A 26,838-nucleotide genomic window follows, 5' to 3' on the forward strand; every position below is an offset into this window, starting at 1 on the left:
CGTTCCGAAAATGAGTTCAATAAAGATGACAACGAATGGCGTGGTTATCCGCCAGCTGGCGCAACGCAGGCATGACTTCCCTGCATTCGGCGAGGGCTTGCGGACAACGATGGACGAAAGGACAACCTTTGGCGTCCGGCTGACGCATAGGCGCGTCCATCTGCGCCGGGGCGGTCGAGGGATTGTCCCCCGCGCCGGGAATGGAGTTCAGCAGCAACCGGGTATAAGGGTGCTGCGGATTCTGTGTAATGGCCTCGCTATCGCCCTGCTCCACCAAAGAGCCGCCGTAAAGGACGGCGATGTCGTCAGCGAAATAGCGCGCCGAAGCCAGATCATGAGTGATGAACAGAAATGCAATGCCCTGCTCCTGCTTCAGATCCAACAGCAGATTCAGAATGCCGATGCGCACCGACACATCCAGCATGGAAGTAGGTTCGTCCGCCAGAATCACTTCCGGTTTAACCGCTAGCGCTCTGGCGATGGCGACTCGTTGACGCTGACCGCCGCTCAGCTCATGAGGACGTTTCGCGGCGGTCTCATCGGCGGGATGCAGGCCGACCCGCTCCAGCAAGATGCGGGCTTGTCGGGCGGCGTCGGCCGCGTTGTCGACAACGCCGTTGGCCAGCAGGGGCCGCTCAATCTGATAACCGATGGATAACGCCGGATTTAGAGAGCTGAATGGGTCTTGAAAGATCATTTGCACGCTACGACGATAAGCCGCGGTCTCTTTGGATTTACGCTGCCCCAGAGCCGCGCCGCGCCAATAGATATCGCCTGCCGTCGGCTGATGCAGCCCGCTCAGCAGGCGTGCGCAGGTGCTCTTGCCGCTGCCCGACTCGCCTACTAACGCCAAGGCCTTGCCCGGCCGCAGAGACAGGCTGACCTCACGCAAGGCGCGCAAGACGGATCGGCGCCCCCATGTTCCGGTTTTAAAATCCAGGGACACATTTTCCATGCGCAGCAATGCAGATTCTGACGTCATGAGACCTCCGCGGTTTGCGTCGTCGCTACGAGCGGACGGGAAACTCTGGCGCAGGCGACGATGCGTCCTTCCGTTAAAGACGCCAACGCTTGCGTCTGGGTAAGACAGGTCGACTCCGCCTTCTCGCAACGGGGCGCAAAAGCGCAACCCGCGATCGATTCCGTCAGACGCGGCGGCGCGCCGGGAATGCCCTGCAGGCGTCTGCGAGGGCCGCGCAATGACGGAAAGGAGCGCAGCAGCGCTTGCGTATAAGGATGCGCCGGTTGCTCTCCGACCTGCCGCGCCGTTCCGGCTTCCACCAGTCGACCGGCGTACATGACCCCGATGCGGTCGCAAAACTCCAGCATCAATCCCAAGTCGTGGGAGATAAACAGCACAGAGAAGCCAAACTCCCGCTGCAATGCGGAAATCTTGCCGATGATGTCGCGCTGCACCACCACATCCAACGCCGTGGTCGGCTCATCCATAATGATCAGCCGCGGCCGCAACGCCAGCGCCATGGCGATGCAGATACGCTGCCGCATGCCGCCGCTGAATTGATGGGGATAATCGTCCAGTCTGCCGGGATCGATGCCCACCAGGGCAAACAGCTCCCTGGTTCGGGAGCGCGCCTGATCCTCATTCACACGCTGGTGGGCGCGAATGGCGTCGCAGACCTGTTCCGACACCCGAATCACCGGATTCAAGGCGTTCATGGCGCTCTGCAGAACAACGCTGGTCTGCGCCCAGCGAAACGCCCGCAGCCGTTTTGCGTCCATGCGCAACACGTCCTCCCCCTCGAACAGCACTTCGCCATCAGAGACAAAGCCCGGCATGCGAATCAATCTGGCGATAGCGAAAGCAGTGGTGCTCTTGCCGCAACCGGATTCCCCCGCCAGACCGAATACTTCCCCCGCGCGGATATCGAAGCTGATCTCGTCCACGGCGCGGGCGACGCCGGCGTCCGTCAGGTAATCCACACACAGATTGCGAATGCTCAGTAAAACGTCAGTCATTGGCAGGCAATCCCTTCTTGCGCAGGTAAGCGATAACCGCTTTTTCCCCGCGCCGCTTGCGCAGCAACGGGTTGGCGATTTCATCCACTGTGAAGTTGATCAATACCAGCGCCGCGCCGGTAAGCATGATAGCGAAGCAGGCGGGCAGAATTTCCCACCAGGCGCCGACCTGCAGCGCCGAATTCTGCTGCCCCCAAAACAGAATGGTTCCCCAGGTCACCGCGCTGGGATCGCCTAGGCCGATGAACTCCAGACCCGCCTCCGCCAGAATGGCGTAGATAGTGGTCAGCACGAAGCCGCTCACCACCAGAGACAGCATGTTGGGCAGGATATGCGCCGCCAGAATACGCCACCAGGGTTCATTCAACAGTTGGGCGGCCAGAATGAAGTCTTTATGACGGATTTGCAGGGTCTGCGCCCGGATAATGCGGGCGGTCCAGCCCCAGCCGGTGGCGGCCAGCACCAATCCGATCACCATGGGACTGGCGCTGTCGACAAAGCTGGCGATCACGATAATCAGCGGCAGCGCTGGAATCACCAGCGCCACGTTGACGACGAAGCTGATGACGTCATCCAGACGACCGCCAAAATAACCCGCGCACATGCCCACGAATACGCCGATCAGCGTCGCCAGCGCCCCGGCCAGCAACCCCACTGTCAGACTGGCTTGAGCGCCGTACAGCAATTGCGCGAACACGTCCTTGCCCATGCGCGTAGTTCCCAGCCAATGGTCGCCGTCCGGCGGCAAATGCGGCATGGCGCTCATGCGATCAGGGGGAAACTCCGTCAACCAGGGCGCACCCAAAGCCGCCGCCGTCAGTAACAGTAAAATCAGCAGACCCGCGACGCCGCGCTTATCCGCCAGAAACACCCGCAGAGGCGCCGGCGCCCGACGGAGCAGCCCATCCGTTTGTAGGTTGCCCAGGCCCAGTTCGACCTGTAGATCATGCAGTTTCACGCTAATTCGCTCCTGTCGCGCAACCGGGGGTCCAGCAGCAGATTCAGCAGATCCGCAATCAGGTTCGCCAGCAACACGGTGAATGTCAGCAGCAACAGTTGTCCCTGAATGAAGGCGTAATCTCTTTTCTCAATCGCCGCGAGAGTGAACTTGCCCAGTCCGGGGTAGTTGAACACCACCTCCGTGATCAACGCCCCTCCCAGCACAAAGCCGAAGGTCAGGGCCAGTGACGTGATCTGCGGCAGCATGGCGTTGCGGGCGGCGTAGCGGAACAGAATGCGGCGACCGCTGAGCCCTTTGGCCCGCGCCAGCGTGATGTAATCTTCGTTGAGCAGATTGATCATAGTGTTGCGCATGTTCAGGTGCCACCCGCCAATGGCGATGATCACCAAAGACGCCAGCGGCAGCACACTGTGATACAGGACACTGCCCATGAAGGCCATATTCCATCCCGGCTCCAGATCAATGTCATAGGCCCGTCCCAAGGGAAACCATTCCAGTTGCAGGGCGAAGCCGTACAACAGGAGCAACGCCACCACCGCCGGAGTAAAGGCGTTGAGCATGACATTCACTGGCGTAAACAGCGTGTCGAAAAAGGAGCCGCGCCGCCAGGCCGCCAGCATTCCAAATAAAATGCCCACGCCAAAACTCAACAAAGTCGCAACGCCCACCAGAAACAAAGTCCAGCCGGCGGCGTATAACAGCATTTCCGAAGCAGGCTGCGGAAAATTGACGGTGGAGACGCCCAGATCGCCATGCAACAGCCGGATCACATAGGCGACAAACTGATCCCACAGACTGCCGTCAAACCCATAGGCGGCGCGCATGGCGTCCAGACTTTGCTGCGACATGCGCCCGCGCAGGCTGACAAACAGCGTCGCCGCCGGATCGCCCGGCATCAGACGGGGGATAAAAAAGTTGAGGGTCAACGCCACCGCAAAGGCGGCGCTGTAAAACCCGAGACGGCGCAGAATAAAGCGCATCAGCACATCTCCCTGACGGACGCTATTGCCGCGCCACTTGCGCCGCCGCTTCTTTACGCAGAGACAGGTTCAACACATGCACGCCCCGCTCCGGCACCCCCAGATGCAGCATCGGCCGCACATAGGGATTGTCCTGGGTTACCCAGCCCTGAAAGCGGGAGTCGTTGTACTGATACCAGTCCGGGTTGGCGAACAGGGTGATGACCGGCAGTTTCTCCGCCACCTGTTTGTGCACCTGCGTCAGCCATTTTTTCTGTTCGGCTCTATCCAGGGTCTGAGCGAAACGATCGAGCGCCTGGTTGATCTCCGGGATAACCATGCCGTGCATGTTCTGCTCCAGCCGCCGGCCTTCCGCCAGCCCATCGGTAATGAACATCAGGCTGTAGGTCCCATGGGGCGTCGCGGAAGGTTTGGTCCACATGATGTAAACGTCAAAGTCGCCCTGGGTGGTTCCCGCAAACCAGGTGCTTTCGTCCTGGGTGCTGAGATGGGCGTTGACGCCAATGTCGCGCAGGTTTTCCGACACCGTCATCATGGTGTTGACCCAATCCGACCAGCCGGAGGGCACCGCCAGTTTGAACTCAATGGGGGAGCCGTCTGGATTGTCGCGCCAGCCGTCGCCATCGCGATCAACAAAGCCGTTCTCATCCAACAGGGCCTTGGCGCGCCTGGGGTTGTACTCCATCAGGTAGCGATAGGGTTGCAGGGCCTGCGCGTCGTACCAGTCCTTGTACAATTCGCCGGTGCCGATAGGAAACTGGGTTTCCGTGGTCAGGCCGAAGGTGGCCACATCCAGAATAAAGCGGCGGTTGAGCGCCATACTAAACGCCTGGCGGAACGGCAGACTGTTGAACGGCGCTTTACGGGTGTTCAAATGCAAATTGGCGTTAGCGCCGGCGGGAAACCAGTATTTGTTATGCTTGTCGCCGTTGACGTAGGTTTTTTCCGGGTCCGACATGCCGTCTCCCAGCCAGTCGATTTTGCCGGCCCGCGCCGCCAGCATGGTCTGGTCATTGCCGGAATACTGCGGGAACTTCAGGCAGTCGATGTAGGGTTTGCCGGCGTCCCAGTATTTCTCGTTCCGGCATACCTTGAACTGGGACATGCTGAAAGAACGCACTTCCGTAAAGGGTCCGGTGGCCACCGGCTCCGGGTTGGCGAAAGTCGTCGGGTCCTGCACGTCTTTCCAGATATGGCGCGGCAAGGGATACATCACGCCGATATGTTCGTGCGCCAGTGCGCTGGGCTTGCTCAGACGCGCCACGAAAGTGAGGTCGTCGATCTTTTCCATGCTGACGATCAGCCCGTTGGGGTTGCTGTCAGACTGGATGTCCAGACCGACTGGAAAAGCCGGGTGGGATTTCGCCAGTTCGAACGTAAAGATCACATCGTCCGCGCTGAAGGGCTGACCATCCGACCACTTTACGCCTGAGCGCAGATGATAGGTGACGGAGCGCAGGTCGTCAGCGGTCTCGAAGGAGACGGCGAGACGGGGGAAGTCCTGGCCGGGGTGGGCGATGTTGTAAATCCACAGGGGTTCGTAGATGAAGTCCTGGGCGTAAAAAGCGCCGACGGAGAAATTATAGGGGTTGAAGTTACGCACATGGGCGTTGGTCTGAGTCGGGGCCAGCACCAGTTCGCCGCCGTGAATCCTGTTTTGATCCGCCTCCGCCGCCTGCACCGAAGCCGTCAGCGCCAAACAAGCGATTAAAGACCGCGTTTTTATTTTTGTCGTCGCTTTCATTCGTCTTCCCATTTCCTGTTTAAGTTGAACCCCTGAGGATTCAGTTCAGATCCCTCACTGAATCCCGTTCGATCAGCTTGGGCTCCAACACGACATGCTTCTCCGCCATGGTCGGATTCTCCAAGCGTTCGATGAGCAGTTTTACCGCCGCCTCGCCCATCTTCATTACGTCCTGCCTGACAGTGGTCAGGGCGGGACACATTAATTTGGCGTGGAAATTATCGTCATACCCCACCACCGAGATCTGCTCCGGCACGCTGACGCCCCGCTCGCGCAGGGCTTGATAGACCCCGGCCGCCATATCGTCATCGCCGGCGCAAATAGCCGTGAAACGGGCGCCGCCATCCAGCAGCCGCAGGGTCGCCTGATAGCCGAACGTTTCTTCGTAGGGGCCGGACAGAATCAGATAGTCGCGCTCGGTCAGGCCGTTCTCCGCCATGGCGCGCAGGAAGCCGTCCCGGCGCAGACGGGCGTCCAGATAGCCCTCCGGTCCCATCAGATGCGCGATGCGCCGGTGTCCTTTCTCCAATAAATAACGCGCCGCCAGATAGCCGCCATGCAGGTTGTCCACCCGCGCCGACCATTTGGAAATCCCCGGCAGCATGCGTCCCATGGTCACAATGGGGTAGTTGCCGGGATGTACGCCGGCCAGACGCTCCAACGGCACTTCGTTCTCTACATACAGCAACAGGCCATCGCAGCGGCGATCCAGCAATGAGTTGATCACGGCGACTTCCCGGTCCAGATCGCCATAGCCGCTGGTGACCACCAAATGTTTGTCGGAACCGGAGATGTAGTCCTGTACGCCGCTCAGCATCTGCGCATAGAAAGGGCTGGCGAGGTTCACCACCACCACGCCGATGATGTCGGACTTATTACTTTTCAGGCCCCGCGCGAAGTGATTGGGACGGTAGCCCAGCTTGCGAATGGCGTCCTCCACCCGCTTACGCGCGGCGGGAGAAACAGACCCTTTGTTTGACACCACCCGGCTGACCGTGGACTTCGACACATGGGCCAGCTCCGATACATCGATAATTGTTGGCATGACAGGCTTACCGTTGGGAACGTCCCCAAAATCATGTTGCAGGGGGGTATTAGGGTCAAGGCTGCAGCGGCTTAACCAGGGCGTTATAACGCGACAGCCTGTCACCCGAGGCGAAACCCTGCTTACGCCAGAAGCCCGCAAAAATAATCTATATTATTGAAATAATTAATATTTTTAGATGGAGAAGAGCGTTTATACAGCGACTGAAAACAAGAAAGGCGACGATTCCCAATTTGTTCCCAAATTGACAACCGTCACCAAGACGGGCCTATCTGGCCGCGTCGATACGCAAATCGCCCCCAAAGCTCTCTGCGTACTTCGGGCTGTTCCCTGGCCCCGCAATCGCGTCGGCAACAGGCTCAGCCCAAAGACAGGTTAACCCCTTGTTGATTGAACAGATGGCAGCACTCCAGCTCGGCCGCAACGCCGACCTGACCGCCTTCATAAAAGCCCATGGCGGAGGAAGGCGTCTTCACCACCAGATGTTTTTCCAGCCCCGGCACATGCAGATAAGCCACCGCGACGTCGCCCATTTCTTCAATGATGTCCACACGCGCCGGAATGCCCTGATCCGGGGTCGTCAACCGCACATGCTCAGGCCGCACGCCCAGACACACCGGTTCGCCAGGCGTTCGACCAGAGGGCGCGGAAATCTGCAAGGGGCGCGGCGATGACCCGATCTGCACCGTCGCGCCCTGCTCACTGCTGGCCTGCACGCGACAGGGGAGAAAATTCATCTTCGGCGAACCGATAAAACCCGCTACGAATTGATTGCCGGGTCGCTCATATAACTCCATGGGACGGCCGGTCTGTTCGATATGACCGCCGTTAAGCACGACGATGCGGTCCCCCAGAGTCATGGCTTCAGTCTGATCATGAGTCACGTAGACCATGGTGGTTCCCAGTTGCTTGTGGAGCTTGGCCAGCTCCAGCCGCATCTGGGCGCGCAGCGCAGCGTCCAGGTTTGAAAGGGGTTCATCAAACAGGAAGATGCTGGGCTCGCGCACAATCGCCCGGCCGATGGCCACCCGCTGGCGTTGACCGCCGGACAGCGCCTTGGGTTTACGCTGCAGCAGGTGGGTGATCTGCAGTACTTCCGCCGCGCGCTCCACCGCCTGCGTCACCTGAGGTTTCGGCAGACCGGCCATCTTGAGAGAGAACCCCATGTTTTCCGCCACGGTCATATGGGGATACAGGGCGTAACTCTGGAACACCATGGCGACGCCGCGTTCGGACGACGGCAGCCCCTCTGCGCGCTTGTCGCCGATCAGGATTTGGCCGGCGCTGACGTCCTCCAAGCCCGCGATCATGCGCAGCAGAGTGGATTTACCACAGCCGGAGGGGCCCACCAACACCACAAACTCGCCGTCTTCCACAAACAGATCCAGCTTTTTGATGATGTCGGCGCCGCCTTTATAGCTCTTTTCAACGCCAAGCAATTGTAAGGACGCCATACTGTTCTCCCCTCGTCCCGCGTTAGTGTTTCACTTGCTTGCGCCCGCCGCAGCTAGGCGCGTTGACGGGCAATAAAATCCCGATACCAGTGGCCGCTGGCTTTCAGCGTGCGCTGCTGGGTGGCGTAATCCACGTAGGTCAACCCGAAGCGCTTGCTGTAACCCCAGTTCCATTCGTAGTTGTCCGCCAGGCTCCAATAGAAATACCCGCGGATGTCCGCGCCCAACTCCATGGCCTGGCGCAGCGCCTGCAGGTGAGACTCCAGATAATGAATGCGCGCCGGGTCCTGCACTTCGCCATTCTCCATGCGATCGGGGAAAGCGGCGCCGTTCTCGGTGATGTAAATCGGCGGCGGCAGGTAGTCGCGGGTGATTCTCACCAAATGCTGCGCCAGACCTTGCGGATAGACTTCCCATCCCATGTCGGTCAGCCCCATGGTCGCCGGGGCCTGCGTTTGCGGATTGGCGTGACTGAAGTAGCCGCGGGTGTAGTAATTCACGCCCAGGAAGTCCAGCGGCTGCCTGATAATATCCATGTCGCCGTCCGTGACCTTGGGCGCTTTATCGCCGAGATAGGCCAGCACATCCTGGGGGTAGGCGCCGCGGAAAATCGGGTCCATGTACCAGCGAATGTTGGTTCCGTCGTCCAGACGGGCCAGTTGGCGGTCAGCTTCCGACTCCGGGTTGGCCGGATACGTAGGGGTATGGTTGAGCACGATGCCCACTGGCGTCTCGCTGTTCACCGCACGCATGCTCTGCAGCGCCAAACCGTGCGACAACAACAGATGATGAGACACCTGATAGGCCATCGCCTCGTCCTGATAACCCGGCGCGAACTGGCCGGTAGCGTGCCCTAAGGTCGCGGTGCACCAGGGTTCGTTGTGGGTGGAAATCGTTTTCACGCTATTGCCGTAACGCCGCATGAACTCCGCCGCATAATCGGCGAATCGATAGCTGGTGTCGCGATTGCGCCAGCCGCCCAGGTCTTCCAGCGCCTGCGGCAGATCCCAATGATACAGAGTGACGTAGGGCTGCAAGCCTTTGACCAGCAGCGCATCGATCAAGCGACTGTAAAAGTCGAAGCCGGCTTCATTCCAGGCGCCTTTGCCGTCTGGCTGCACCCGCGGCCAGGCGATGGAGAAACGGTAGGCGTCCACACCCAATCCAGCAATAAGATCCACATCTTCCTGGTAGCGATGATAGTGATCGCAGGCGACGTCGCCAGTCTCCCCATTCACCGTCTTGCCCGGCGTATGAGAGAAGGTGTCCCAGATGGAAGGCCCCCTGCCGCCTTCATTGGCGGCGCCCTCAATCTGGTACGCGCTGGTCGCCACGCCCCAGGTAAAATCCTTTGCAAATTTCTGATTCATAAAATACAAGCCTCTTATTGCTTTCTAAATCGCCGCTTCTATCCCTTCAGCGCGCCGGCTGTCATACCTTCGATCAGCCTCCGCGACGCCAGTATGAATATGACGAGAAGCGGCGCCACGGCGATGGAGGAGCCTGCGCAAATGGCGCCCCAGGGCACTTGCCCGGAGCCCTGTAGCGCGCGCAGCGCCAACGGAACCGTGTACATTTCCATGTCCCGCATGACCACCAGAGGGGTCATGAAGTTGTTCCAGGATGTGATAAAAGTGATCAGCCCAAGGGTGCCCATGGCGGGACCCGTCAGCGGCAGCACGATATGACGGAAGGTGGCGAATTCGCCACAGCCGTCCATGCGCGCCGCTTCCAGCAACTCCCGGGGAATCGCCGAGCTGATGTACTGACGCATCAAAAATACGCCTAAGGCGCTGCAAGCCATGGGCAGATACAGCGCCCGCGGCTCATTCATCCACCCGAACAGCGTCATGATCAGGGTGGTGGGTATCATGCCGAGAAACGGCGGGATGAGGAGCGTGCTCATGACAATCATGAACAGCAGGTTCTTGAAACGAAATTCATAGGTGGCGAAGGCGTAGCCCGCCAGGGAACAGAAGAACAAATTCAGCGCCGTGGTGATGATGGCCACATAAAAGCTCACGCCCAGGTTATTCCAGAAGTAAGGCAGTTTCTCCAGCAGCACCTGCACGTTCGCCACAAACTGACCGCCAAACCACACCGGCGGCGGCACGGAAAGAATATCCGTGTTGTTATGGGTGGCGAATACAAACATGAAATAAAAGGGACCCAGCATGATCATGGCGCCAAGAGCCACGACCATGAATGCGATCCACTGACCGGGGTCCAGGATGTTGCGTCTTTCCATTACCTGCTCCCGCCTAGGATTTTTCTTTGAAGGCTTTGTTGTTGGCCCAGGTCATCATCGCGATGATCAGGAACAACAGCCATGCGACCGCGGACGCCGTGCCGAAATCGCTCTCGATATAAGCGGTGGCGTACATATGCATCGCCGCCGTTTTACCCGCCTGATCCGGCCCACCGATACTGGTGCCGCCCGGCCCCAGACCGCCGGTGAGAATAAAGGGCTCCTCGAACAACTGCAGGTTGCCGATGATGCTGAGGGTAATCGCCAGAAACATCATGGGCCGCAGCAACGGCACGGTGATATGCCAGAACTGCTGGCGGCGACTGGCGCCGTCGATGCTCGCGGCTTCATACAGATCCTTGGGAATGGTCTGCAACGCGGACAGGTACAGCACAGTGTTCCAGCCCACGTAACGCCACCAGACCACAAAGGAAATCACCCACTTGGTATGTCCGGGGTCATTCCAGTCGATGTTTTCCGTGGGAAACACCCAGCTCAAGGGTCTGAGACCGGCGACTTCCCATTGCCCCATCTGCGTCATCAGCACGTTAATCAAGCCGTAGTCACGAGAGAACAACGAGGTGAACACCAGAGAAATCGCCACCGTGGAGGTAATGAACGGCAGGAAATACAACCCCACCACCGCATTGCGCCAGCGCGACAACCGGGTGTGCAGGAAAAACGCCAGCGGTATCGCCGCGAGGTGTTGGGGAACGCCACTCACCAGCGCAATCCAGAAGGTGTTGTAGAGCGACTTGTGAAACCAGTCGTCTGTGAGCACGAACGTGAAGTTCTCAAAGCCGACCCATTTCATGCCGCCCAGGCCAGTGGAGGGGTCCCAGTAATGAAAAGACAGATAGATCGTAAACAGCAACGGAAACAATCCGAACACTGCGAACAGAATGAAAAACGGACTGATGAACACATAAGGCGCCGTTTTACGGGTCAGCCATCTGCGTCGGGTTTTGACTTTCACCGCTGCTGACGTCTCCCGTCGCTCCATAACCGCCGACATTACCGGGCCTCCACTATGTCTGATAGGGACTTTCGTCATTCACGCACTCAGGCCCGCTTAGTAGCGAACCCGGCGTTTGATGAGCTTATGCGCATCCGCCAGCGCTTCCTTGATATCTTTATCGTGCAGCAGCACTTTATCCAGCTCGGCGTTAACGATCTCATCGGCGATAGTGTCGTACTTGTTCACAGTAATGGCGGGAATGCGATCCGCCGCTTCTTTCCACTGAACGCGGGCTTTCTGCCCACCCAGAAATTCGATGGGCTGCTCAAGAAACTGGTCATTCTGCGCCGTGACCAGGGCGGGAAACGCATCCAGCTTATGAAACGCCTCCAACTGCATGCTTTTGTTCAAGGCCAGAAAACGAATAAACTCCCACGCCTCTTCCTTGTGCCGCGCTTTAGCGGGGATGGCGTAAAAGGAGCCGCCCCAGCTGGCGTAAACATTGTCGGGCAATTGCTTGCTGCGCCACAAACCGGCGGACTCCGGCGCAATCCAGTTGGCGAGATGCCCCGCCACCCAGGACCCCATCATCTGCGTAGCGATCTGGCCCCGTCGCAGCCCTTCGGTCCACTCGCTGGTCCAGGATTTCACATTGGCGTCGATGCCGGCGTCACGGGCCGCTTTCGCCACTTTGAACGCTTTTTCAAATCGCGGGCTGGTCACCAGAGAGTTGTTGTCCTTGCCAAAAAAGATGCCTTCGCCGTCCTCCAGATCTGAACGGATGATGATGTCTTTCAAGTCACCGGCGTACGCCACCATATAGGCGCCGGTTTTTTCCTTCACTTTTTTACCTGCGTCGATAAAAGCCTCCCAGTTTTTTGAGAAAGCGCTTTCATCCACTCCCGCCTTTTGTAGCAGGTCCTGACGATAAAACAAAGCGCCCGGCCCGATATCCACGGGCACCGCCGCCAGATTGCCGTCCCCGCCGGTGGCCTGCGGAAGGGTGAACTTGGCGAATTGATCCTGATATTGCATGGCGTTATAGGGGGGTTTGGACAAATCCTCAATACCGCCAGAGGCGGCGAATCTGCCGATGAACCCGACCTCCACCGCCATGACGTCGGGCAGATTGGAGCCGGTGGCGAGAGAGGTGGTCATCGCATTGTGGTGATCGCCGAAAGCCAGGCTGACCAGCTTGATCTCCACATCGGGATGCGCTTCCTGATATAACGGTATGGCGGCTTTAATGCCCCTGTCCAGATCCGGAAATGAAGCCACTTCCAGAGTCACTGTTTGCGCGGCGACGCTTCCCGACATGGCCGCGCTCAACAGCAGAGCATGCATGATCTTCATCTTATTATTCTCCTGGGCCGAAGCCCTTACATCGAGGTTGGTTTTTGTGCTTATTCTATTCATCAATGCGCTGTGTTATTTTGACAAAAACGTAATGAAAACGTTTTCAAACACAGCAATTTTATAACGTCGTGCAAATACGCTTGTCAATAAAAAAATGAAAATATCCGGAAATTTCATTTATTATCAGATCCGTACGAGCACACGCCGGGAGCGAATCCGTTCTTATACGATTCAGCGGCCGCATGCGAAGTGAAGAGTGACGTATGCGCATATCTTCCAGGGAATGACAGGATTTCGACGGGCTATGGGAGTTTAGCTTGGAACAGACAATCAGAAAAAATCTAGTAAAGAAGAAACGGATTGGCGCGCAGCCGGCGGCCTCCACCGTCACCGAAGTGGCGAAACGGGCGGGGGTTTCCGTCAGCACCGTTTCCCGTATTCTCAATGGCACGGCCCGGGTTTCCGACGACAAGCGCAGATCCGTGGAGCGGGCCATTGAGGATCTGAACTTCAAACCCAATGTGCTGGCGCAAAGCCTCAAGAGCGGCCAGTCCATGACGATTGGCGTCATCACCCAGGCGGTGGAAAGTCCCTTCTTCAACGAGTTGCTCAAGGGCATTGAAGAAGGTCTGCAAGGATCGGGCTACGCTTCGCTGATGGCCAGCGGCCACTGGAACAGCCAGAGCGAAATCGAGCGCATCCGCCTGCTGATCGCGCGACGGGTGGACGGCATCATTCTGCTGACCGGCAACCTTAACAACGAACAGATTCTGGATCTATCCTCGCAAACTCCCATTGTCGCCGTCGGACATAATGCGCACTCGGAGAACGCCGCGTCTATTTTTATAGACAGCCGCATGGGCGGTTATCTGGCGACCAAACACTTGATCTCACTCGGTCATCGCAGAATCGCGCATATTCAGGGGCCGCAGGAACAGAGCGACGCGAGTAACCGACTGCATGGCTACAAAATGGCGCTGGAGGATGCCGGCATCGCCTTTGACGAAGATCTGGTGGCGCAAGGGGATTTTATCGAGCCCGGCGGCCTGATGGCGATGAACAGACTGCTCGACAAAGGGGTTTCTTTCAGCGCGGTCTTCTGCGCCAATGATCAGACCGCCTACGGCGCCCGTTTGGCCCTGTACCGCCGCGGTATCCGCGTGCCTGAGGACATGTCCCTGATCGGCTTCGACGACCTGCCCATGTCGTCCTACACCACCCCGCCCCTCACCACGATCCGGCAACCGGTTTATGAAGTCGGGCAAACCGCGGCGAAACGACTGCTGCGCCTGATTCGCGGCGAAGGCGCGGAGTCCGTCAATCTGAACGTGGAGTTGGTGATAAGAGAGTCCACGCGTCGCCTGGGTTAACGCCCAACGCGACGCGTCACGCCGTTACAGCTCGAACTCATTGAGATAATTGTCCCGCCACAGGGCCGACATCATCCCTTGATCAACGTTGCCGCCGGTCAGTATCACCAGTAGGCGCTTCTTGCCGCTGCGGCCTTTCAGCCACTGACGCACCGCATCCATGGTCATGGCGCTGGTGGGTTCGATATGCAGCTTGAGCAAGTGACTCAACCATTGCGTCCAAAACGCAATGCGCTGCTCTTCTACTTCATACAGGGCGTCCAGTTGTCGAATATATTCAAAGGTGATGTCGCCCACCGCCAAGGTTCTGGCACCGTCGGCCAAGGTGTCTGGAGTGGCGCTCAGACGGTGAATCCTGTTTTCCCGCAGAGAAATCGCCGCATCATTGGCCTGTAAGGGCTCCGCCGCGATGACCTCCGCTTTGGGCGCCAGCGCCCGCGTCACGATCAATGTGCCGGAGACGAGGCCGCCGCCACCGCAGGGCGCAAACACCGCGTCCACTTCTCCCAGTTCATGCAGCGCCTCATAAGCCGCAGTGCCCTGGCCGCAGATGACCTGCTCATGATTGTAGGGGGGAATCCAGTACACGCCGGGGTCCTTGGCCGCTTCCAGCACTCGTTCGTCCACTTCGGCGCGGGTCGCGCACAAGGCGACTTCGGCGCCATAGGATTCGGTGGCGCGGGCTTTAACGCGGGAGACGTTCTCCGGCATAAAAATCGTCGAAGGAATGCCAAACAAACTCGACGCCCAGGCCACCGCCTGAGCGTGGTTGCCAGAGCTGTTGGCGATGATGCGCTCCGGTCTGCGCCCGTTCTCCAGCAGCCAGCGCACCGTATTGCACCCGCCGCGGGCCTTGAATGCGCCCACTTTCTGCAGGCATTCAGCTTTGAAGTAAACCTCATGCCCCAGCCACTGGTTCAACAAGGAAGAGCTGACTAACGGCGTTTCCAGGGTATATCCATGAATTCTGCGTTTGGCCTGCGCAATATCCGCAATGCCCAAGTTTCGATGATGCTCTGACGTCGTCACTATCCTGTCCCACCTTAAATCAGCATTACTGTTTATTCCTAACGAGCGTCGCCTGGTTCCGGTTTGTACGTTCTGATACAAAACCGAGACAGAGCTCTACATGGCCAACCACTTAAATAGCCCCGCCGGCGGGCGTCAGCATCCGCTGCCGCCCCAACAAGTTAGCTTACGCCGGGAAAAGCGTAAATCTGTTTTTATAGTGGAGTTTGCTATGAGTCCTCAAAGAGTTCTATCTCTGAGCGCAACGCTTGGGCTAGTCGCCCTGTCCCATAACGCCATCGCAGTCGATCCTGTCACGTCCAGAATTATCGGCGGAGATCAATCGCCAAACGGATATCCCTGGATGTTGTCCGTGCAAAACGAAACCCTGGGCGACCATTTCTGCGGCGCCAGCCTTATTGCCGAGCGCTGGGCGTTATCCGCCGCACATTGCATCGAAGATGAGCCAGCGGACACCGTATTCGTCGTCGCCGGCGATTTTGACCTCAACAAGCCGGATGCCGGACAGCAAAGAGTCGGCGTGAAGCGCTTTGTTCACGCGCTGGGTGAGCCCTATGGGGACCTGATGCTGATGGAACTGAAAGAGGCTGTCAAACACCCTACGCTTCCATTGGCGGATGAAGCCGCCATGGCGACTCTGCCACCCAGCACCCAATTCAAAGTAATGGGCTGGGGCAATATGTCCGCCGATGGGTTCGACTATCCTGAGAGATTACAGCAGACGGAAGTGCCTTTTTCCGATCAAGTCGACTGCGCCAATGCTTACAGCGCTATTGGCATAGATATCGACAACACTATGATGTGCGCGGGTTACCCGCTGGGGGGAAAAGACACCTGCGACGGCGACAGCGGCGGCCCCATGCTGTGGAACAACAATGGCGTACTGACCCAGGTTGGCGTGGTCAGTTTTGGCGAAGGTTGCGCACAGCCTGGCTTCCCAGGCGTTTATGCCCGCGTCGCTACCTTTAATGACTGGATCAAAGAGCAAATGGCGCAGGCTGACGGGCTGTCCATCAGTCAAACGGATTTCAAACTGATCAGTGCGGACTACAAAATGCAGCGCGCCCTCACTCTGACCAATAACAGCCCAAAAGACATGGTGGTGCAGGGTCTGACCTTGACTGGCGACAACGGCTACCAGATCGACGCCGCCTCTTGTGACAACGCAATGCTGAAGCCCGGCGCTTCCTGTCAACTGAATCTGACTGCGCAGTTCACGGAAACAGGACGTAAAACAGCAACCATGACCGTCAGCAGCACGGACAGCGAGCATCCAGACTGGACCTATATTTTCTCAGTCCAAGCCATCAACAAAGCTGACTTTACACTGGGACAAAACGCTGAATTCTCTTGGGGACAGGCTGAAGATGGAGAATGGACCCAGCACAACAACAAGGGTAAGAAAAGCCTCTCCACGGAGCTGGGCGCCGATAAGAGCCAGGCCGCCCTGCTGACGCACTTCAGTGGAAAAGGCGTTTTCAGCTTCGAATGGAAGATTGATAATGGCGAGGCGGACGACCTCTATCTGTATATTGATGGAAAGCGCATCTTTAACGCCAAAGCGAGCGGAAAATACAAGAAGTTCGAATATACGCTGGAGCAAGGCCAACACAGTGTCTATTGGATACTTAAGGACAATTCCGATAGCGTCGACGGTAAATTCAAACGCGCCCATATCCGCTCGGTCGCTCTGAACGCCAAAGCTGAGAAAAAAGACAATAAAGGGGGCGGAGGCGCTATCGGCTATCTGCTGCCGGCGCTCGGTCTTCTTTGGCTGGCGCGTCGCCGCCTGAGCGGAAATCAATAATCCCGGTTAATACAGGAGGTCGCCCCGATGAGCGATTACAATACATATCCAGGGTCTATAGCTCGCAACGGGCGCCGACTTGCCCTGGCGTTGACATGGGGGCTGTTATCCGCACCCGGCTATGCTGAGAAAGCGGACGACTCACAGGTGAGCGTCCCGCTCAGCCGTCCCGCCGTATTGCAGTCGGTGTCGATTCAGCAGGAGCAATTGACGTTCACCGTCAAAAGCACCGGCTGCACCCGGCGCGAGGACTTCAGACTGTTATGGGACGGTCCTGACCTGACCATAGTGCGACTGAAGCAGGACTTGTGTCGTAAAAAGGCGCATTGGGCGACTTTTTCCCTGCCTTTGACCGACCCAGGTCTGCGGGAGTGGGAAACTGTGTATATCAATAACCCTTTAGTGGTTAAACCCGGAACCTGATCCGGCAGGAGCGCGCCGCAACCCGCGCGCTCCCTCTTCTCTCTATATTGCTGATGTAAATGGAAAATACGAGGCCTAGAAATGACTGAACGGTTGTTGCTGGTGGACGACGATAAGGGGCTGACCCGCCTGATCAAGCAGTTCCTGGAGCAGAACGGCTATCCGGTTAAAGTCATCCACGATGGCGAATCCGCCGTCGCCTGGCTGGAGCGGAACCAGCCACAACTGATCCTGCTGGACGTCATGCTGCCAGGCATGGACGGCCTGTCTGTCTGCCGTGAAGTCAGGAAGCATTATAAAGGCCCTATCATCATGCTGACCTCATTGGACGACGACATCGATGAGGTCGCCGGTCTGGAAGTCGGCGCCGACGATTATCTGGCCAAACCCGTGAAATCCAGAGTGTTATTGGCGCATATACGCGCGCAATTACGCCGCGTAGAAACCTACTCCGTCCAGGACGTCGATATGCCGGCGCCCCATGAAAACGGGATACTCCGCATTGGAGAACTGGTGATCAATCCCAACGCCAGGACAGTTTATAAATCCGGCGTCGCCATAGATTTCACCACAGCGGAATTCAATCTGCTGTATTACCTTGCCCGCCAGGCTGGCTCGGTTATTTCCCGGGATCTGGTGTACCGGGAAATTTTCAACCTGGAATATGACGGGCTCGACCGTTCCATCGACTTGCGCGTGTCACGCATTCGCAAACGTCTGGGCGACGACCCCAAGCAGCCACACCTGATCAAGACCATTAGAGGTGAAGGATATCTCTTTGTAGATAACGCTGACAGTCGGGAGAGTTGAGCATGTTTCTACGCTTTTACGCCACCCTGGCCTTGTTGTTCTGTGTCTGCTTCATCGCCTACGACTGGGCTTATCCTCTGCTGTGGTGGGAAAATGCGCTAACCGCCGAAGAAGCGCGCAAGCATTCCGCCGAAGGGCTGCAGGACATCGCCAGCGAATTGTCTTCGTCCAACAAGACAAACGCTGGCGACCAGATGCTCTCCGCCGCATCAGATCTTCTGGAAAATGCAGATATTTCACTGCAACCCTCTTACGAGCTGATTGAGTACTCCATACTTGAAAACAAAGATATGTCCCTGCCCCTGGCGCAGCGTCAACGTCTGCAGGCGGCGGGTTATCTGGTGACAGAGCGCAGTTCGCCCGGTTCCTGGAGCGTAAAGACCGCTATTCCCAATAAAGACATGACACTGGAGGCGGTCTTCAAAGAACAGGAAAGCGGCGGCTCTTTCTATACTTGGCTGGCGGGCTACGTCATTCTCTATCTGAGCTTGCTCGCGGTGGTTCTACACCTGCTGCTTAGCGATATAAAACGTCCGCTGGGTGAAGCTATATTACAGGTGAGCGCCGCATTGCGACGCATTAGCGAACTCTTCAACGGCCCCGCCACCCCCGTTCCAACCGCCGCCCCGACCGATCTGCTGCGACAGGCGTCGGCGGTGGAGCGCCATATCGCCCGTGAAAAGGAAAGCCGCGCCCGCCACTACGACGACCTGCGCGACCTGCTGCACGGCGTCGCCCACGAATTCCGCAGCCCAATGGCGCGCATCAGCTTTGCGCTGGATCTGGCGGATGACGCCACCGATAAACTCACCCCGGATGCGGAGAACATCCGCGCCCTGCACCAGGAAATCAGCGGCGCTCTGGACGAGCTGAGCGGACTGGTGAAGGAGGTCCTCAGCTACTCCCGCCTCGAACATGGCCGCGGCGAATTGCAACGGGAGCCGGTGACGGTAGCGGACGTGGTGGAGGAGATCCTGCTTAAACAGCGAAACATTCATCCGCAGGTGGCCTTCATCACCCCGACAGACCCCGTCATACAGGAAGTTCAGGTATGGGCGGACCGGCGCCTGTTTTCTCGCGCACTGGTGAACCTGATCAGAAACGCCGCCCGTTTCGCCGACCACAGCGTCAGAATCAGCTGGCGTTTGACCGACGCCCACTTCGAAATTCAGGTGGATGACGACGGCCCCGGCGTGCCTCCCGGCAAGCGGCAACGCGTCTTCGAGCCGTTCACCCGTCTCGACCCCAGCCGTTCCCGGGATTCCGGCGGCGCCGGTCTGGGCCTGGCGATCGTAAAAAGTATTTCCACACTGCATGGCGGAACCGTAAGCGTCACTGACAGCCGGCAAGGCGGCGCTTGCTTCAGCCTGTGCTGGCCCAAGGAGCCGACTCAATGAACCAGACAAATGCATGCGCCACGATTTTGCTGACACTTTCCATAAACGCGCCAATTATCGAAGCGGCGACTCTCGGTGATAACAGCGCCGATCTGGCCTTTATCAACGCCGTGATTTACACCGCTGACGCACAGAAACCGATGGCGCAGGCGGTGGCGGTGCGTAACGGGACGATACTCGCAGTGGGAGAGACGGCGGACATTGAGGCGTTACTGGATGCAAACACCCGGATTATTGATGTGAAAGGCGGACTACTGCTACCCGGCTTCATCGATAACCACAATCATGTTTTCGAGGCCGCCTCCTCCGCTGGCGGCGATTGCGAACTCGCCCCGGACCTGACGCCCAGCGAACAAGTCCCCTACCTGCAGCACTGTCGAACATCCTCACAGCCCGGGCAATGGGTCATCGGCTGGGGTCACACCATAGACGCCACCTTGGACGGTGAAGGCCCAACCCCTCTGCAAGTGATCGACCGCATCTTCCCGGACCGCCCGGTGGTGATCATGGAGCAGACTTCTCACTCCATGTGGGTCAACTCCGTCGCCTTGCGCCTTGCCGGCGTCAACGCTGATACGCCAGACCCGCAGGGAGGCAAAATCATGAAAGATCCGCAAACCGGCGCGCTCAACGGCGTCCTTGTGGATAACGCCGGCGATATCATCATGGAGCAGGCCTGGAATAGTCTGCGTAATAAGTTCGAAGTCAGCTACGACGGCCTGTTGAACGGGCTGGCGGAAGCTGCGCGTCACGGCGTCACCACCATCGGCGACGGTCGCCTGTACTGGAAGCGCGGCTGGTATGAGGTGTGGCGCGCCGTCGCCGCCGACGGCGAGCTGACCGCCCGCGTATCCCTGCGCCCCTGGATCTACCCACATGTGCCGCAACAAGAACAGCTGGCGTTTCTACGTTCGATTTACAACCCGGACCCAGACGGTCTGTTGATCGTCAACCAGGTAAAAATGTACAGCGACGGCATTCTCATCAATGGCACGGCGAAAACCCTGCAGCCCTATGATTTCACCTATTTTCCTCAATCCCCCTACGGTATTAACTATCTGCCTCCGGCAGTCATGCAGGATTGGCTGATCCAATTGGATCGTCTGGGCTATGGCGCGCACATCCACGCCATTGGCGACGGCGCCGTGCGTGAGAGTCTCAACGCCATCGCCGCCGCCCGCGAGTCCGGCTCACAGCGCCGCTACAACATGACGCATGTAGAGCTGGTGGACGCCAGCGACCTGAACCGCTTCAAAACCCTGCGAGTGGACGCGGATTTTCAGGTAGGCTCCGATTATGTCGGCGCAGCGGACCATAGTTGGGCCGAGCCGTTGATCGGGAAACAACGGTCGCATCGACTTATTCCCCTGGCGGATGTGTACGCCAGCGGCGCCAATGTCACCCTCAGCAGCGACTGGAACGTCAACCCCATCAACCCGATGGCCGCCATCGCCAACGCGGTGCAGCTCAAAGATCGCGGACTGCCCAGTGTCCCCGCCGCGATTGACGCCTACACCATCAACGCAGCAAACGCCCTGGGGCTGGAAGCGATCACCGGCTCCATCCGCGTCGGCAAATCCGCTGACTTTGTGATGCTGGACAGGAATATTCTCAACGCCGCCCCCAACGACATCCGTCAGGCGCAGGTGTTGATGACCTGGTTGCGGGGCGAGGAGGTTTACACCGCGGAATGACGCGGCGACATTCTTAATTTGTTTACAATTTGACCGCTCACATGCTACGGGGTACGTGGTAAACTGCGCCGCCTACCCTTTTTGATTGATGTACTCACAAGGAAGACGAATGAATCGCTTCTCCGGCAGACTTTATGGCCTTCTCGCCGCCCTGGGCGTCATGCTCGCCTGCCAGGCCAACGGCCAAACCCACAAATCCAACGGTTATACCTACGACATATCCGCCGCCCCAAAATGGGTGGAATCCATAGAAGCGCCAGCCGCCCCTGAATCCAGCAACGGCCCGGTCGAATATATGCTGGTGGACCGCCAGACCAGCGCCGCATCGCGTTCGCCCCAATATTTCTTTCGCTTTGTCGAACGCGCCAACAATCTGGACGGGCTGGAGGAAATCTCCCACCTCAAAGTTACCTATAACCCTGACTTTCAGCAGCTGGTCTGGCATAAGCTGAACGTTATCCGCGAAGGCAAGATCATCAACCGCCTGGACCCGCAAAGCATCACCCTGATCAGAGAGGAAACGGAACTGAGCCAGGAAATGTTCAGCGGCTATGTGACCAGCGTGGTATTCGTCAAAGGCACCCGGGTGGGAGACGTGGTGGACTACAGTTATTCCATCGTCGGCCGCAACCCGGTGTTCGGCGATCACTACTTCCAAGGTTTGTCCATGTCCTGGCAAGTGCCGGTGCATCGCCTGTACACCCGCATCATCGCTCCGCCGGGCCGCGAACTGCGTATCGCTTCAGTCAAGTATGACGCCCAGCCCGCGATCAGCGCCTATGGCAAGTCCAGCGTTTACGTATGGGATGACGCTGACGTGCCCGCTTACTATCACGAAGGCGACTACCCTCTGGACTACGAACCGGGCAGCTTTATCAGCCTGACGGACTTCCCGGACTGGGATGGCGTGATTCGCTGGGCGGAGCCTCTGTATGCGACGCGCCCCATCAAATCCAAAGAACTGCGCGACCTGCGGGATGAGCTGAAAAGCATGCCCAAAGAGCAGGCGGTGATCGCCGCGCTGCAGTTCGCACAGGAACAAATCCGTTATCTGGGCATCGAGTTAGGCCAGAATTCTCACCTGCCCCGCGCGCCGGACACTGTGATTGAAAACCGTTACGGCGACTGCAAAGACAAAACCCTGCTGCTGGTGTCCCTGCTCAGAAGCATCGGCATCGACGCTTACCCGGCCCTGGTGTCCTGGGAGATCGCTTCCGGCGTCGATAAAATCGCGCCCTCGCCCGGCGGTTTCGATCATGTCATCACCCTGGTGGAGCTGGATGGCGAGCGTTACTGGCTGGACCCCACCCGTCGCTACCAGAAAGGCTCTTTGAATACCCTGGGATACTACGATTACGGCAAAGCGCTGGTCATCGGCCATCCCAGTGAGCGGGAACTGGTCAAGGTCGGTCTGCCGGAGGTGGCGGCCACGCCCAGCATGATCACTCGCGAGCGCTTCAAGGTCATTGATTACAGCGCGCCCGTAGAGCATTTCATCACCACGGAATACACCGGAATAGAAGCGGATCGCATGCGCCAGCGTCTGGCCAACAAGTCCGCGCGCGAGTTCAGTCAGGACATGTTGAATTACATGCAGAAGCTGTATCCGGGCGCAGAACAATTGGAGCCGGTTAAAATCACCGATGATGGCGCCAACAACCGCTTCTTTATTGACGAGCATTACCGCATCAATGATTTTTACGCCCGTCAGGACAGCGTACACGCCACCCGCTTCTACGCCTACTCACTGTTCGAGTACGTAAAAAGCCCAGCGGTGACGCGCCGCGCAGGCCCTCTCAATCTACCCGGGCCTGTTAGGATCGTGCACGATATCTCCCTGGAATATCCGTCCGCCCTGAAGTTTTCCGATCAGGCCGCCAAAGCCAGCGTGAGCAACGACTATTTCAACTACTTCTATCAGGAAGATTATCTCGGCCGCACTCTGAAATTGCACCACGAACTGGAGTTCAAGCGCACGGCGATGCCTGCGGCGGAAACCCAGACTTTTCTGGACCTGAAGAAGCAGATCAACGACTCCGGCGAGCACTATTATCAGGTGACCCGTCATAAAGCGGACGATAAGTCCCGCTTCGCAGACTTTATCTCGTCGATTCAGTCAATGGTATATGGTTTGGAGACGCCGCAATGATCCGTTCTGGAAACTGGGTAATCAAACACTGCGCCGTTCTGGCGCTCTCACTGTTCGTCGTCGGCTGCGCCACGCAGCCCACCACCAGCGACAATACAGCCGCCGCAACAGAAGATCAGGCGAACTACCCTTCCCGCTCCATCAACGAGTTCGCAGGCCAGCTACAGGAACGCCTGAACAAGCGCGACGCCGACAGGATCGTCGACATGGTGGACATGCATGAGCTGCTGGGCAAAGCCATTGATCGCTCTGATCTTCCCGCTGCGTTTCGCCCCAGCGCCAAGCGTCGAATCATCGACACGCAGTTATCCACCTATCACGCCATTGTCGCCGAAAGCCTCCTCAATATGCCGACGGAAACCGGCTACTACGAGGTTGTCAACATCGACCCGGAGCAGTTTCGCATTACCTATCGGCTGGATGACGAAACCCTGGGGTATCTGACTGTTTACTACCGCAGAGACGCGTCAGGGGAATATCGGATTACCGATTATCACAACTGGTTGTCAGTGTACGACCTGAGCTACCGCATCGCTCAAGGACTGTCCTTGAGCTATCGGATCAATCTGGACAGAAACCCCACCAAACAAGCGCTCATGCTTGAGCTTGGCAAGGTCGCCAAGTCCAACAATCCCGAAGAGATACATCGCGTGTTCCAGGGTTTCGCCGATGAGCGCCGCACTGATGACTACCTGCAGCTGCTCTACGCGGAGTCACTCTTTAACGCAGGGGATTTGGCGGGATTTCTAGAACAGACCGCAGTACTGGACGAGCGACTGGGAACTTCTCCCAACTACCAGTGGCTGCTTTATTACCGCAATCTCCACCTGGAAAACTATCAAGCGGCGGCAGAACATTTACTAGCGCAGATCGAGCAGACGGGATTGAAAGACGCCGGCATCCTGGACGAGCTGGCGCGCATCAAGCTGCTCAGCGAAAAGTACGACGAGGCGATTCGTCTTTCCTATGAAGCCATCCGCAGCGATTCTTACTATGAGCCGAGTTACTCCACGCTCACCCTCGCTCTCATTAAAACTGACCGGCTCGATGTCGCCTGGGACACTTTGAAAGTCCTGAAAGAGCGCTTCAGTTATGAGTTTGACGAAGCCTCTCTGCGCGAGGATGGGCGCTTTGCCCCCTTACTGGAGCGGGAAGATTTTCGTCACTGGCTAAAACAAGGCTAAAACTGCGCGTATTCGTCAGAACCCGCGCACTACGCCATTACCTGAGACGCCGGCCGCTTGTATGAGCGGCCGGCGTTGTTGTATCCGGCGTTAGAATCCGCACCCCGGCGCGGGCTTGAAACCGGTCTTCAGCCCATATCGTTCCTGACAGGCTGTTTACGCCGCCGCTCATTCCTTTCGAGCATAAACGCCCCGCCCTTTAGATTAAATTGTAGAAACTATCACTTCTTTTCTAACTGCTCGAATAAGTTGGCTATGCTGTACCATTAGAATACCAATAACTATAAATATTCCGTTTGAGTATATCCATTCACGTAAGAGGTAGGGTTAAAAGCGCCGCTAAGGCTAGGAAAATGGAATTAACTATCTAATGTGAGAGGACCTTATGAAAACAAAAATAGCTTGGGTCGCCGGGCTTGCTTTGTCCTTAACACTATCCGCCAACTTGCAGGCCGCGTCAGACGACGCCGTCGCAGCCCCCCAACCCCCCATCACCATTGCTTCGGAAACTCAGTTCAAAGGGTTACTGACGGATGAACGCCAACTAAGGAGTGAGAGCGCAAGCGCCTATCAGGCGATCAGCGATCGCCGCATAACAATCCATAGAGAAGACGCCAGTTTTATCAAAGTGCATTTCTCGCAGTTCGACATACCTGAGGGCAGCTACGTCGTGGTGCGTAACGCTCAGGGAGATATCGCGCATCGCTACGGCGGAGCCAGCCCATCATTGCATACCCTGCGCGAAGGCGATGATGGAACAGCCTCTTTCGCCGCGCTTTCCGTCATTGGGCCAACCGCTATCGTGGAGTATTTTCCCGGCGCCAGCGGCCAGGCGACTTACAAGATTGAAGTCGACTCCGTCATGGAGGGCTTTCCTCAGGAAGAGATCGACGAGCTGATGAGTCAGCAGGCGAGCGCCTTCTCCACCTGCGGCGTCAATGAAAGACGCGACGTGCAGTGCTGGGCGGACAGCCACCCGCAAGAGTATGAACGTTCACGCCCGGTGGCGCGCATCCTGGTGAATGGCTCCAGTCTTTGCACCGCCTGGCGCGTCGGCCCCGACAACCGGGTCTTCACCAATAACCATTGCGTCTCGTCTCAGTCCGGCGTAGCCAATACAGAGGTCTGGTTCAACTATCAGCGCACCAGCTGCGGCAGCGGTTCACTGGCGGGAACGAAAGTAGTGACCGGCGCCACCATGCTGGCCACCAACTACGAGCTGGACTACACCCTGTTTACCGTCAACAGCTTCTCCTCCATCCAGTCATTCGGTTACTTTGGTCTGGACGTGCGTCCCGCCACCAATCAGGAGCGCATCTACATCCCCCAGCATGGCAGCGGCAATCCCAAGGAGCTTTCCATTGAAAGCGACCAGAACAGCGGCGGCCTGTGCCGGGTGGACAGACCTTCCGCCAACGGACGCGGGACCGGCACCGACATGGGCTATAACTGCGACACCATAGGCGGCAGTTCCGGGTCGCCCGTACTCGCCGCGCAAACGAATCGCGTCATTGCATTGCATCATTTCGGCGGTTGTCCCAATCAGGGCGTGTTGATTCATAAAATCTGGCCGCAGGTCGCCAGCTACTTCAATAATCAAATCCCCGCTGGCGACAATGAAATACCCAATGGCGATCCTGTGGCGGACTTCGCATACACAGTGGATAAACTGGACGTTAGCTTCAGCGACGAAAGCTCAGACAGCGATGGTGAAATCGTCAGCTGGCAATGGGATTTCGGCGACGGCAACTCCTCCATCTCACGCAACCCGACCCACACCTACGCCAGCGCTGGCGGATACAGCGTCAGCCTCAGCGTCACGGATAACGACGGCAACAGCGCCAGCAAGACGCAAACTGTCGCCGTGGGAGACACGCCAAGAATCGAAGAGAAAAATCTCTCCGACAACACTGGCGACTGGAAGCACTACAAACTGTCCGTCCCGTCCGGCATGAGCAAACTCACCGCCACCATCTCCGGCGGTTCCGGCGACGCTGACCTCTACGTCCGCCAAGGCGCCCAGCCCACCACCTCCCAGTACAACTGCCGTCCCTACACCAACGGCAACAACGAACTCTGCGCCATCAACAACCCCGCCGCCGGCGACTGGTACATCAGCATCCGCGCCTACCGCGATTACTCAGGGGTGGATCTAACAGGCGAACTGGAGTGATCCGCCAGCCTTCACCTACTACTCAGTAGCCTGAAGCAACGGCTCTGAAGTACTCAATAGCCGATCGTCCTTGCACGGT

21 protein-coding genes are annotated in these 26,838 nt (G+C 57.8%); 9 read left to right on the forward strand and 12 right to left on the reverse strand.

The annotated features are described in order from the left end of the window. Positions 1 to 16 precede the first annotated feature (16 nt). From AC2IBB_RS01170 to AC2IBB_RS01220, 11 genes are all read right to left on the reverse strand, one after another. Positions 17 to 982, reverse strand: coding sequence for an ABC transporter ATP-binding protein (locus AC2IBB_RS01170; protein ID WP_486331091.1), 966 nt, complete (start codon positions 980 to 982; stop codon positions 17 to 19). Further along, complete coding sequence (locus AC2IBB_RS01175; protein ID WP_279500885.1) at positions 979 to 1,977, reverse strand: ABC transporter ATP-binding protein; 999 nt, start codon at positions 1,975 to 1,977, stop codon at positions 979 to 981. Before AC2IBB_RS01175 ends, AC2IBB_RS01170 begins: the two co-directional genes overlap by 4 nt. Then, complete coding sequence (locus tag AC2IBB_RS01180; protein WP_486331092.1) at positions 1,970 to 2,935, reverse strand: ABC transporter permease; 966 nt, start codon at positions 2,933 to 2,935, stop codon at positions 1,970 to 1,972. The genes AC2IBB_RS01175 and AC2IBB_RS01180 overlap by 8 nt, the downstream gene beginning before the upstream one ends. Next, the gene (locus AC2IBB_RS01185; protein ID WP_486331093.1) at positions 2,932 to 3,918 is read right to left on the reverse strand and encodes an ABC transporter permease; all 987 of its coding nucleotides are present in this window, start codon (positions 3,916 to 3,918) and stop codon (positions 2,932 to 2,934) included. Before AC2IBB_RS01185 ends, AC2IBB_RS01180 begins: the two co-directional genes overlap by 4 nt. A gap of 22 nt (positions 3,919 to 3,940) precedes the next feature. After that, a complete protein-coding gene (locus tag AC2IBB_RS01190; protein WP_486331094.1) occupies positions 3,941 to 5,662 on the reverse strand; it encodes an ABC transporter substrate-binding protein in 1,722 nt (573 codons plus the stop codon). 40 nt (positions 5,663 to 5,702) lie between these two features. After that, positions 5,703 to 6,707, reverse strand: a complete 1,005-nt coding sequence (locus tag AC2IBB_RS01195; RefSeq protein ID WP_486331095.1) for a LacI family DNA-binding transcriptional regulator — start codon at positions 6,705 to 6,707, stop codon at positions 5,703 to 5,705. A 359-nt stretch (positions 6,708 to 7,066) separates the two neighbouring features. Then, complete coding sequence (locus AC2IBB_RS01200; RefSeq protein ID WP_486331096.1) at positions 7,067 to 8,161, reverse strand: ABC transporter ATP-binding protein; 1,095 nt, start codon at positions 8,159 to 8,161, stop codon at positions 7,067 to 7,069. A gap of 53 nt (positions 8,162 to 8,214) precedes the next feature. Next, a complete protein-coding gene (locus AC2IBB_RS01205) occupies positions 8,215 to 9,531 on the reverse strand; it encodes a GH1 family beta-glucosidase (protein ID WP_486331097.1) in 1,317 nt (438 codons plus the stop codon). Positions 9,532 to 9,569: 38 nt separating this feature from the next. Further along, positions 9,570 to 10,409: a carbohydrate ABC transporter permease gene (locus AC2IBB_RS01210; RefSeq protein ID WP_486331098.1), complete on the reverse strand. Its 840-nt coding sequence runs from the start codon at positions 10,407 to 10,409 to the stop codon at positions 9,570 to 9,572. A gap of 13 nt (positions 10,410 to 10,422) precedes the next feature. Then, positions 10,423 to 11,424, reverse strand: a complete 1,002-nt coding sequence (locus AC2IBB_RS01215) for a carbohydrate ABC transporter permease (protein ID WP_486331099.1) — start codon at positions 11,422 to 11,424, stop codon at positions 10,423 to 10,425. 57 nt (positions 11,425 to 11,481) lie between these two features. After that, positions 11,482 to 12,720 carry an ABC transporter substrate-binding protein gene (locus tag AC2IBB_RS01220; protein ID WP_486331100.1) on the reverse strand — a complete coding sequence of 413 codons (1,239 nt, stop codon included), beginning with the start codon at positions 12,718 to 12,720 and terminating at the stop codon, positions 11,482 to 11,484. Between the two features lie 320 nt (positions 12,721 to 13,040). On the opposite strand from AC2IBB_RS01220, the gene AC2IBB_RS01225 reads away from it, so the two are divergent. Continuing rightward, complete coding sequence (locus tag AC2IBB_RS01225; RefSeq protein ID WP_486331101.1) at positions 13,041 to 14,093, forward strand: LacI family DNA-binding transcriptional regulator; 1,053 nt, start codon at positions 13,041 to 13,043, stop codon at positions 14,091 to 14,093. A 24-nt stretch (positions 14,094 to 14,117) separates the two neighbouring features. On the opposite strand, the gene AC2IBB_RS01230 is transcribed toward AC2IBB_RS01225, so the two are convergent. Then, positions 14,118 to 15,122 (reverse strand): serine/threonine dehydratase, encoded by a 1,005-nt coding sequence (locus tag AC2IBB_RS01230; protein WP_486331102.1) that lies wholly within the window; start codon positions 15,120 to 15,122, stop codon positions 14,118 to 14,120. A 211-nt stretch (positions 15,123 to 15,333) separates the two neighbouring features. On the opposite strand from AC2IBB_RS01230, the gene AC2IBB_RS01235 reads away from it, so the two are divergent. From AC2IBB_RS01235 to AC2IBB_RS01270, 8 genes are all read left to right on the forward strand, one after another. Then, entirely contained in the window at positions 15,334 to 16,929 is a 1,596-nt protein-coding gene (locus AC2IBB_RS01235; RefSeq protein WP_486331103.1) for a trypsin-like serine protease, read from the forward strand. Between the two features lie 27 nt (positions 16,930 to 16,956). Continuing rightward, positions 16,957 to 17,352 (forward strand): hypothetical protein, encoded by a 396-nt coding sequence (locus AC2IBB_RS01240; protein ID WP_486331104.1) that lies wholly within the window; start codon positions 16,957 to 16,959, stop codon positions 17,350 to 17,352. 81 nt (positions 17,353 to 17,433) lie between these two features. Next, positions 17,434 to 18,162 (forward strand): response regulator, encoded by a 729-nt coding sequence (locus AC2IBB_RS01245; protein ID WP_486331105.1) that lies wholly within the window; start codon positions 17,434 to 17,436, stop codon positions 18,160 to 18,162. Positions 18,163 to 18,164: 2 nt separating this feature from the next. Next, positions 18,165 to 19,559 (forward strand): sensor histidine kinase, encoded by a 1,395-nt coding sequence (locus tag AC2IBB_RS01250; RefSeq protein WP_486331106.1) that lies wholly within the window; start codon positions 18,165 to 18,167, stop codon positions 19,557 to 19,559. Beyond that, positions 19,556 to 21,253, forward strand: coding sequence for an amidohydrolase (locus AC2IBB_RS01255; RefSeq protein WP_486331107.1), 1,698 nt, complete (start codon positions 19,556 to 19,558; stop codon positions 21,251 to 21,253). Before AC2IBB_RS01250 ends, AC2IBB_RS01255 begins: the two co-directional genes overlap by 4 nt. A 109-nt stretch (positions 21,254 to 21,362) precedes the next feature. Further along, entirely contained in the window at positions 21,363 to 23,402 is a 2,040-nt protein-coding gene (locus AC2IBB_RS01260; protein ID WP_486331108.1) for a DUF3857 domain-containing transglutaminase family protein, read from the forward strand. Further along, the gene (locus AC2IBB_RS01265; protein WP_486331109.1) at positions 23,399 to 24,586 is read left to right on the forward strand and encodes a tetratricopeptide repeat protein; all 1,188 of its coding nucleotides are present in this window, start codon (positions 23,399 to 23,401) and stop codon (positions 24,584 to 24,586) included. The genes AC2IBB_RS01260 and AC2IBB_RS01265 overlap by 4 nt, the downstream gene beginning before the upstream one ends. 385 nt (positions 24,587 to 24,971) lie before the next feature. Beyond that, positions 24,972 to 26,759: a PKD domain-containing protein gene (locus tag AC2IBB_RS01270; RefSeq protein ID WP_486331110.1), complete on the forward strand. Its 1,788-nt coding sequence runs from the start codon at positions 24,972 to 24,974 to the stop codon at positions 26,757 to 26,759. The last annotated feature ends 79 nt before the right edge of the window (positions 26,760 to 26,838 follow it).

Source organism: Hahella sp. NS-SX17 (assembly GCF_057367735.1).

Excerpts from the sequence above, each read along its gene's own strand:
- AC2IBB_RS01170 (WP_486331091.1), bottom strand. The coding sequence starts at position 982 with ATGACGTCAGAATCTGCATTGCTGCGCATGGAAAATGTGTCCCTGGAT.
- AC2IBB_RS01175 (WP_279500885.1), bottom strand. The coding sequence starts at position 1,977 with ATGACTGACGTTTTACTGAGCATTCGCAATCTGTGTGTGGATTACCTG.
- AC2IBB_RS01185 (WP_486331093.1), bottom strand. The coding sequence starts at position 3,918 with ATGCGCTTTATTCTGCGCCGTCTCGGGTTTTACAGCGCCGCCTTTGCG.
- AC2IBB_RS01190 (WP_486331094.1), bottom strand. The coding sequence starts at position 5,662 with ATGAAAGCGACGACAAAAATAAAAACGCGGTCTTTAATCGCTTGTTTG.
- AC2IBB_RS01195 (WP_486331095.1), bottom strand. The coding sequence starts at position 6,707 with ATGCCAACAATTATCGATGTATCGGAGCTGGCCCATGTGTCGAAGTCC.
- AC2IBB_RS01200 (WP_486331096.1), bottom strand. The coding sequence starts at position 8,161 with ATGGCGTCCTTACAATTGCTTGGCGTTGAAAAGAGCTATAAAGGCGGC.
- AC2IBB_RS01205 (WP_486331097.1), bottom strand. The coding sequence starts at position 9,531 with ATGAATCAGAAATTTGCAAAGGATTTTACCTGGGGCGTGGCGACCAGC.
- AC2IBB_RS01210 (WP_486331098.1), bottom strand. The coding sequence starts at position 10,409 with ATGGAAAGACGCAACATCCTGGACCCCGGTCAGTGGATCGCATTCATG.
- AC2IBB_RS01215 (WP_486331099.1), bottom strand. The coding sequence starts at position 11,424 with ATGTCGGCGGTTATGGAGCGACGGGAGACGTCAGCAGCGGTGAAAGTC.
- AC2IBB_RS01220 (WP_486331100.1), bottom strand. The coding sequence starts at position 12,720 with ATGAAGATCATGCATGCTCTGCTGTTGAGCGCGGCCATGTCGGGAAGC.
- AC2IBB_RS01235 (WP_486331103.1), top strand. The coding sequence starts at position 15,334 with ATGAGTCCTCAAAGAGTTCTATCTCTGAGCGCAACGCTTGGGCTAGTC.
- AC2IBB_RS01240 (WP_486331104.1), top strand. The coding sequence starts at position 16,957 with ATGAGCGATTACAATACATATCCAGGGTCTATAGCTCGCAACGGGCGC.
- AC2IBB_RS01245 (WP_486331105.1), top strand. The coding sequence starts at position 17,434 with ATGACTGAACGGTTGTTGCTGGTGGACGACGATAAGGGGCTGACCCGC.
- AC2IBB_RS01250 (WP_486331106.1), top strand. The coding sequence starts at position 18,165 with ATGTTTCTACGCTTTTACGCCACCCTGGCCTTGTTGTTCTGTGTCTGC.
- AC2IBB_RS01255 (WP_486331107.1), top strand. The coding sequence starts at position 19,556 with ATGAACCAGACAAATGCATGCGCCACGATTTTGCTGACACTTTCCATA.
- AC2IBB_RS01260 (WP_486331108.1), top strand. The coding sequence starts at position 21,363 with ATGAATCGCTTCTCCGGCAGACTTTATGGCCTTCTCGCCGCCCTGGGC.
- AC2IBB_RS01265 (WP_486331109.1), top strand. The coding sequence starts at position 23,399 with ATGATCCGTTCTGGAAACTGGGTAATCAAACACTGCGCCGTTCTGGCG.
- AC2IBB_RS01270 (WP_486331110.1), top strand. The coding sequence starts at position 24,972 with ATGAAAACAAAAATAGCTTGGGTCGCCGGGCTTGCTTTGTCCTTAACA.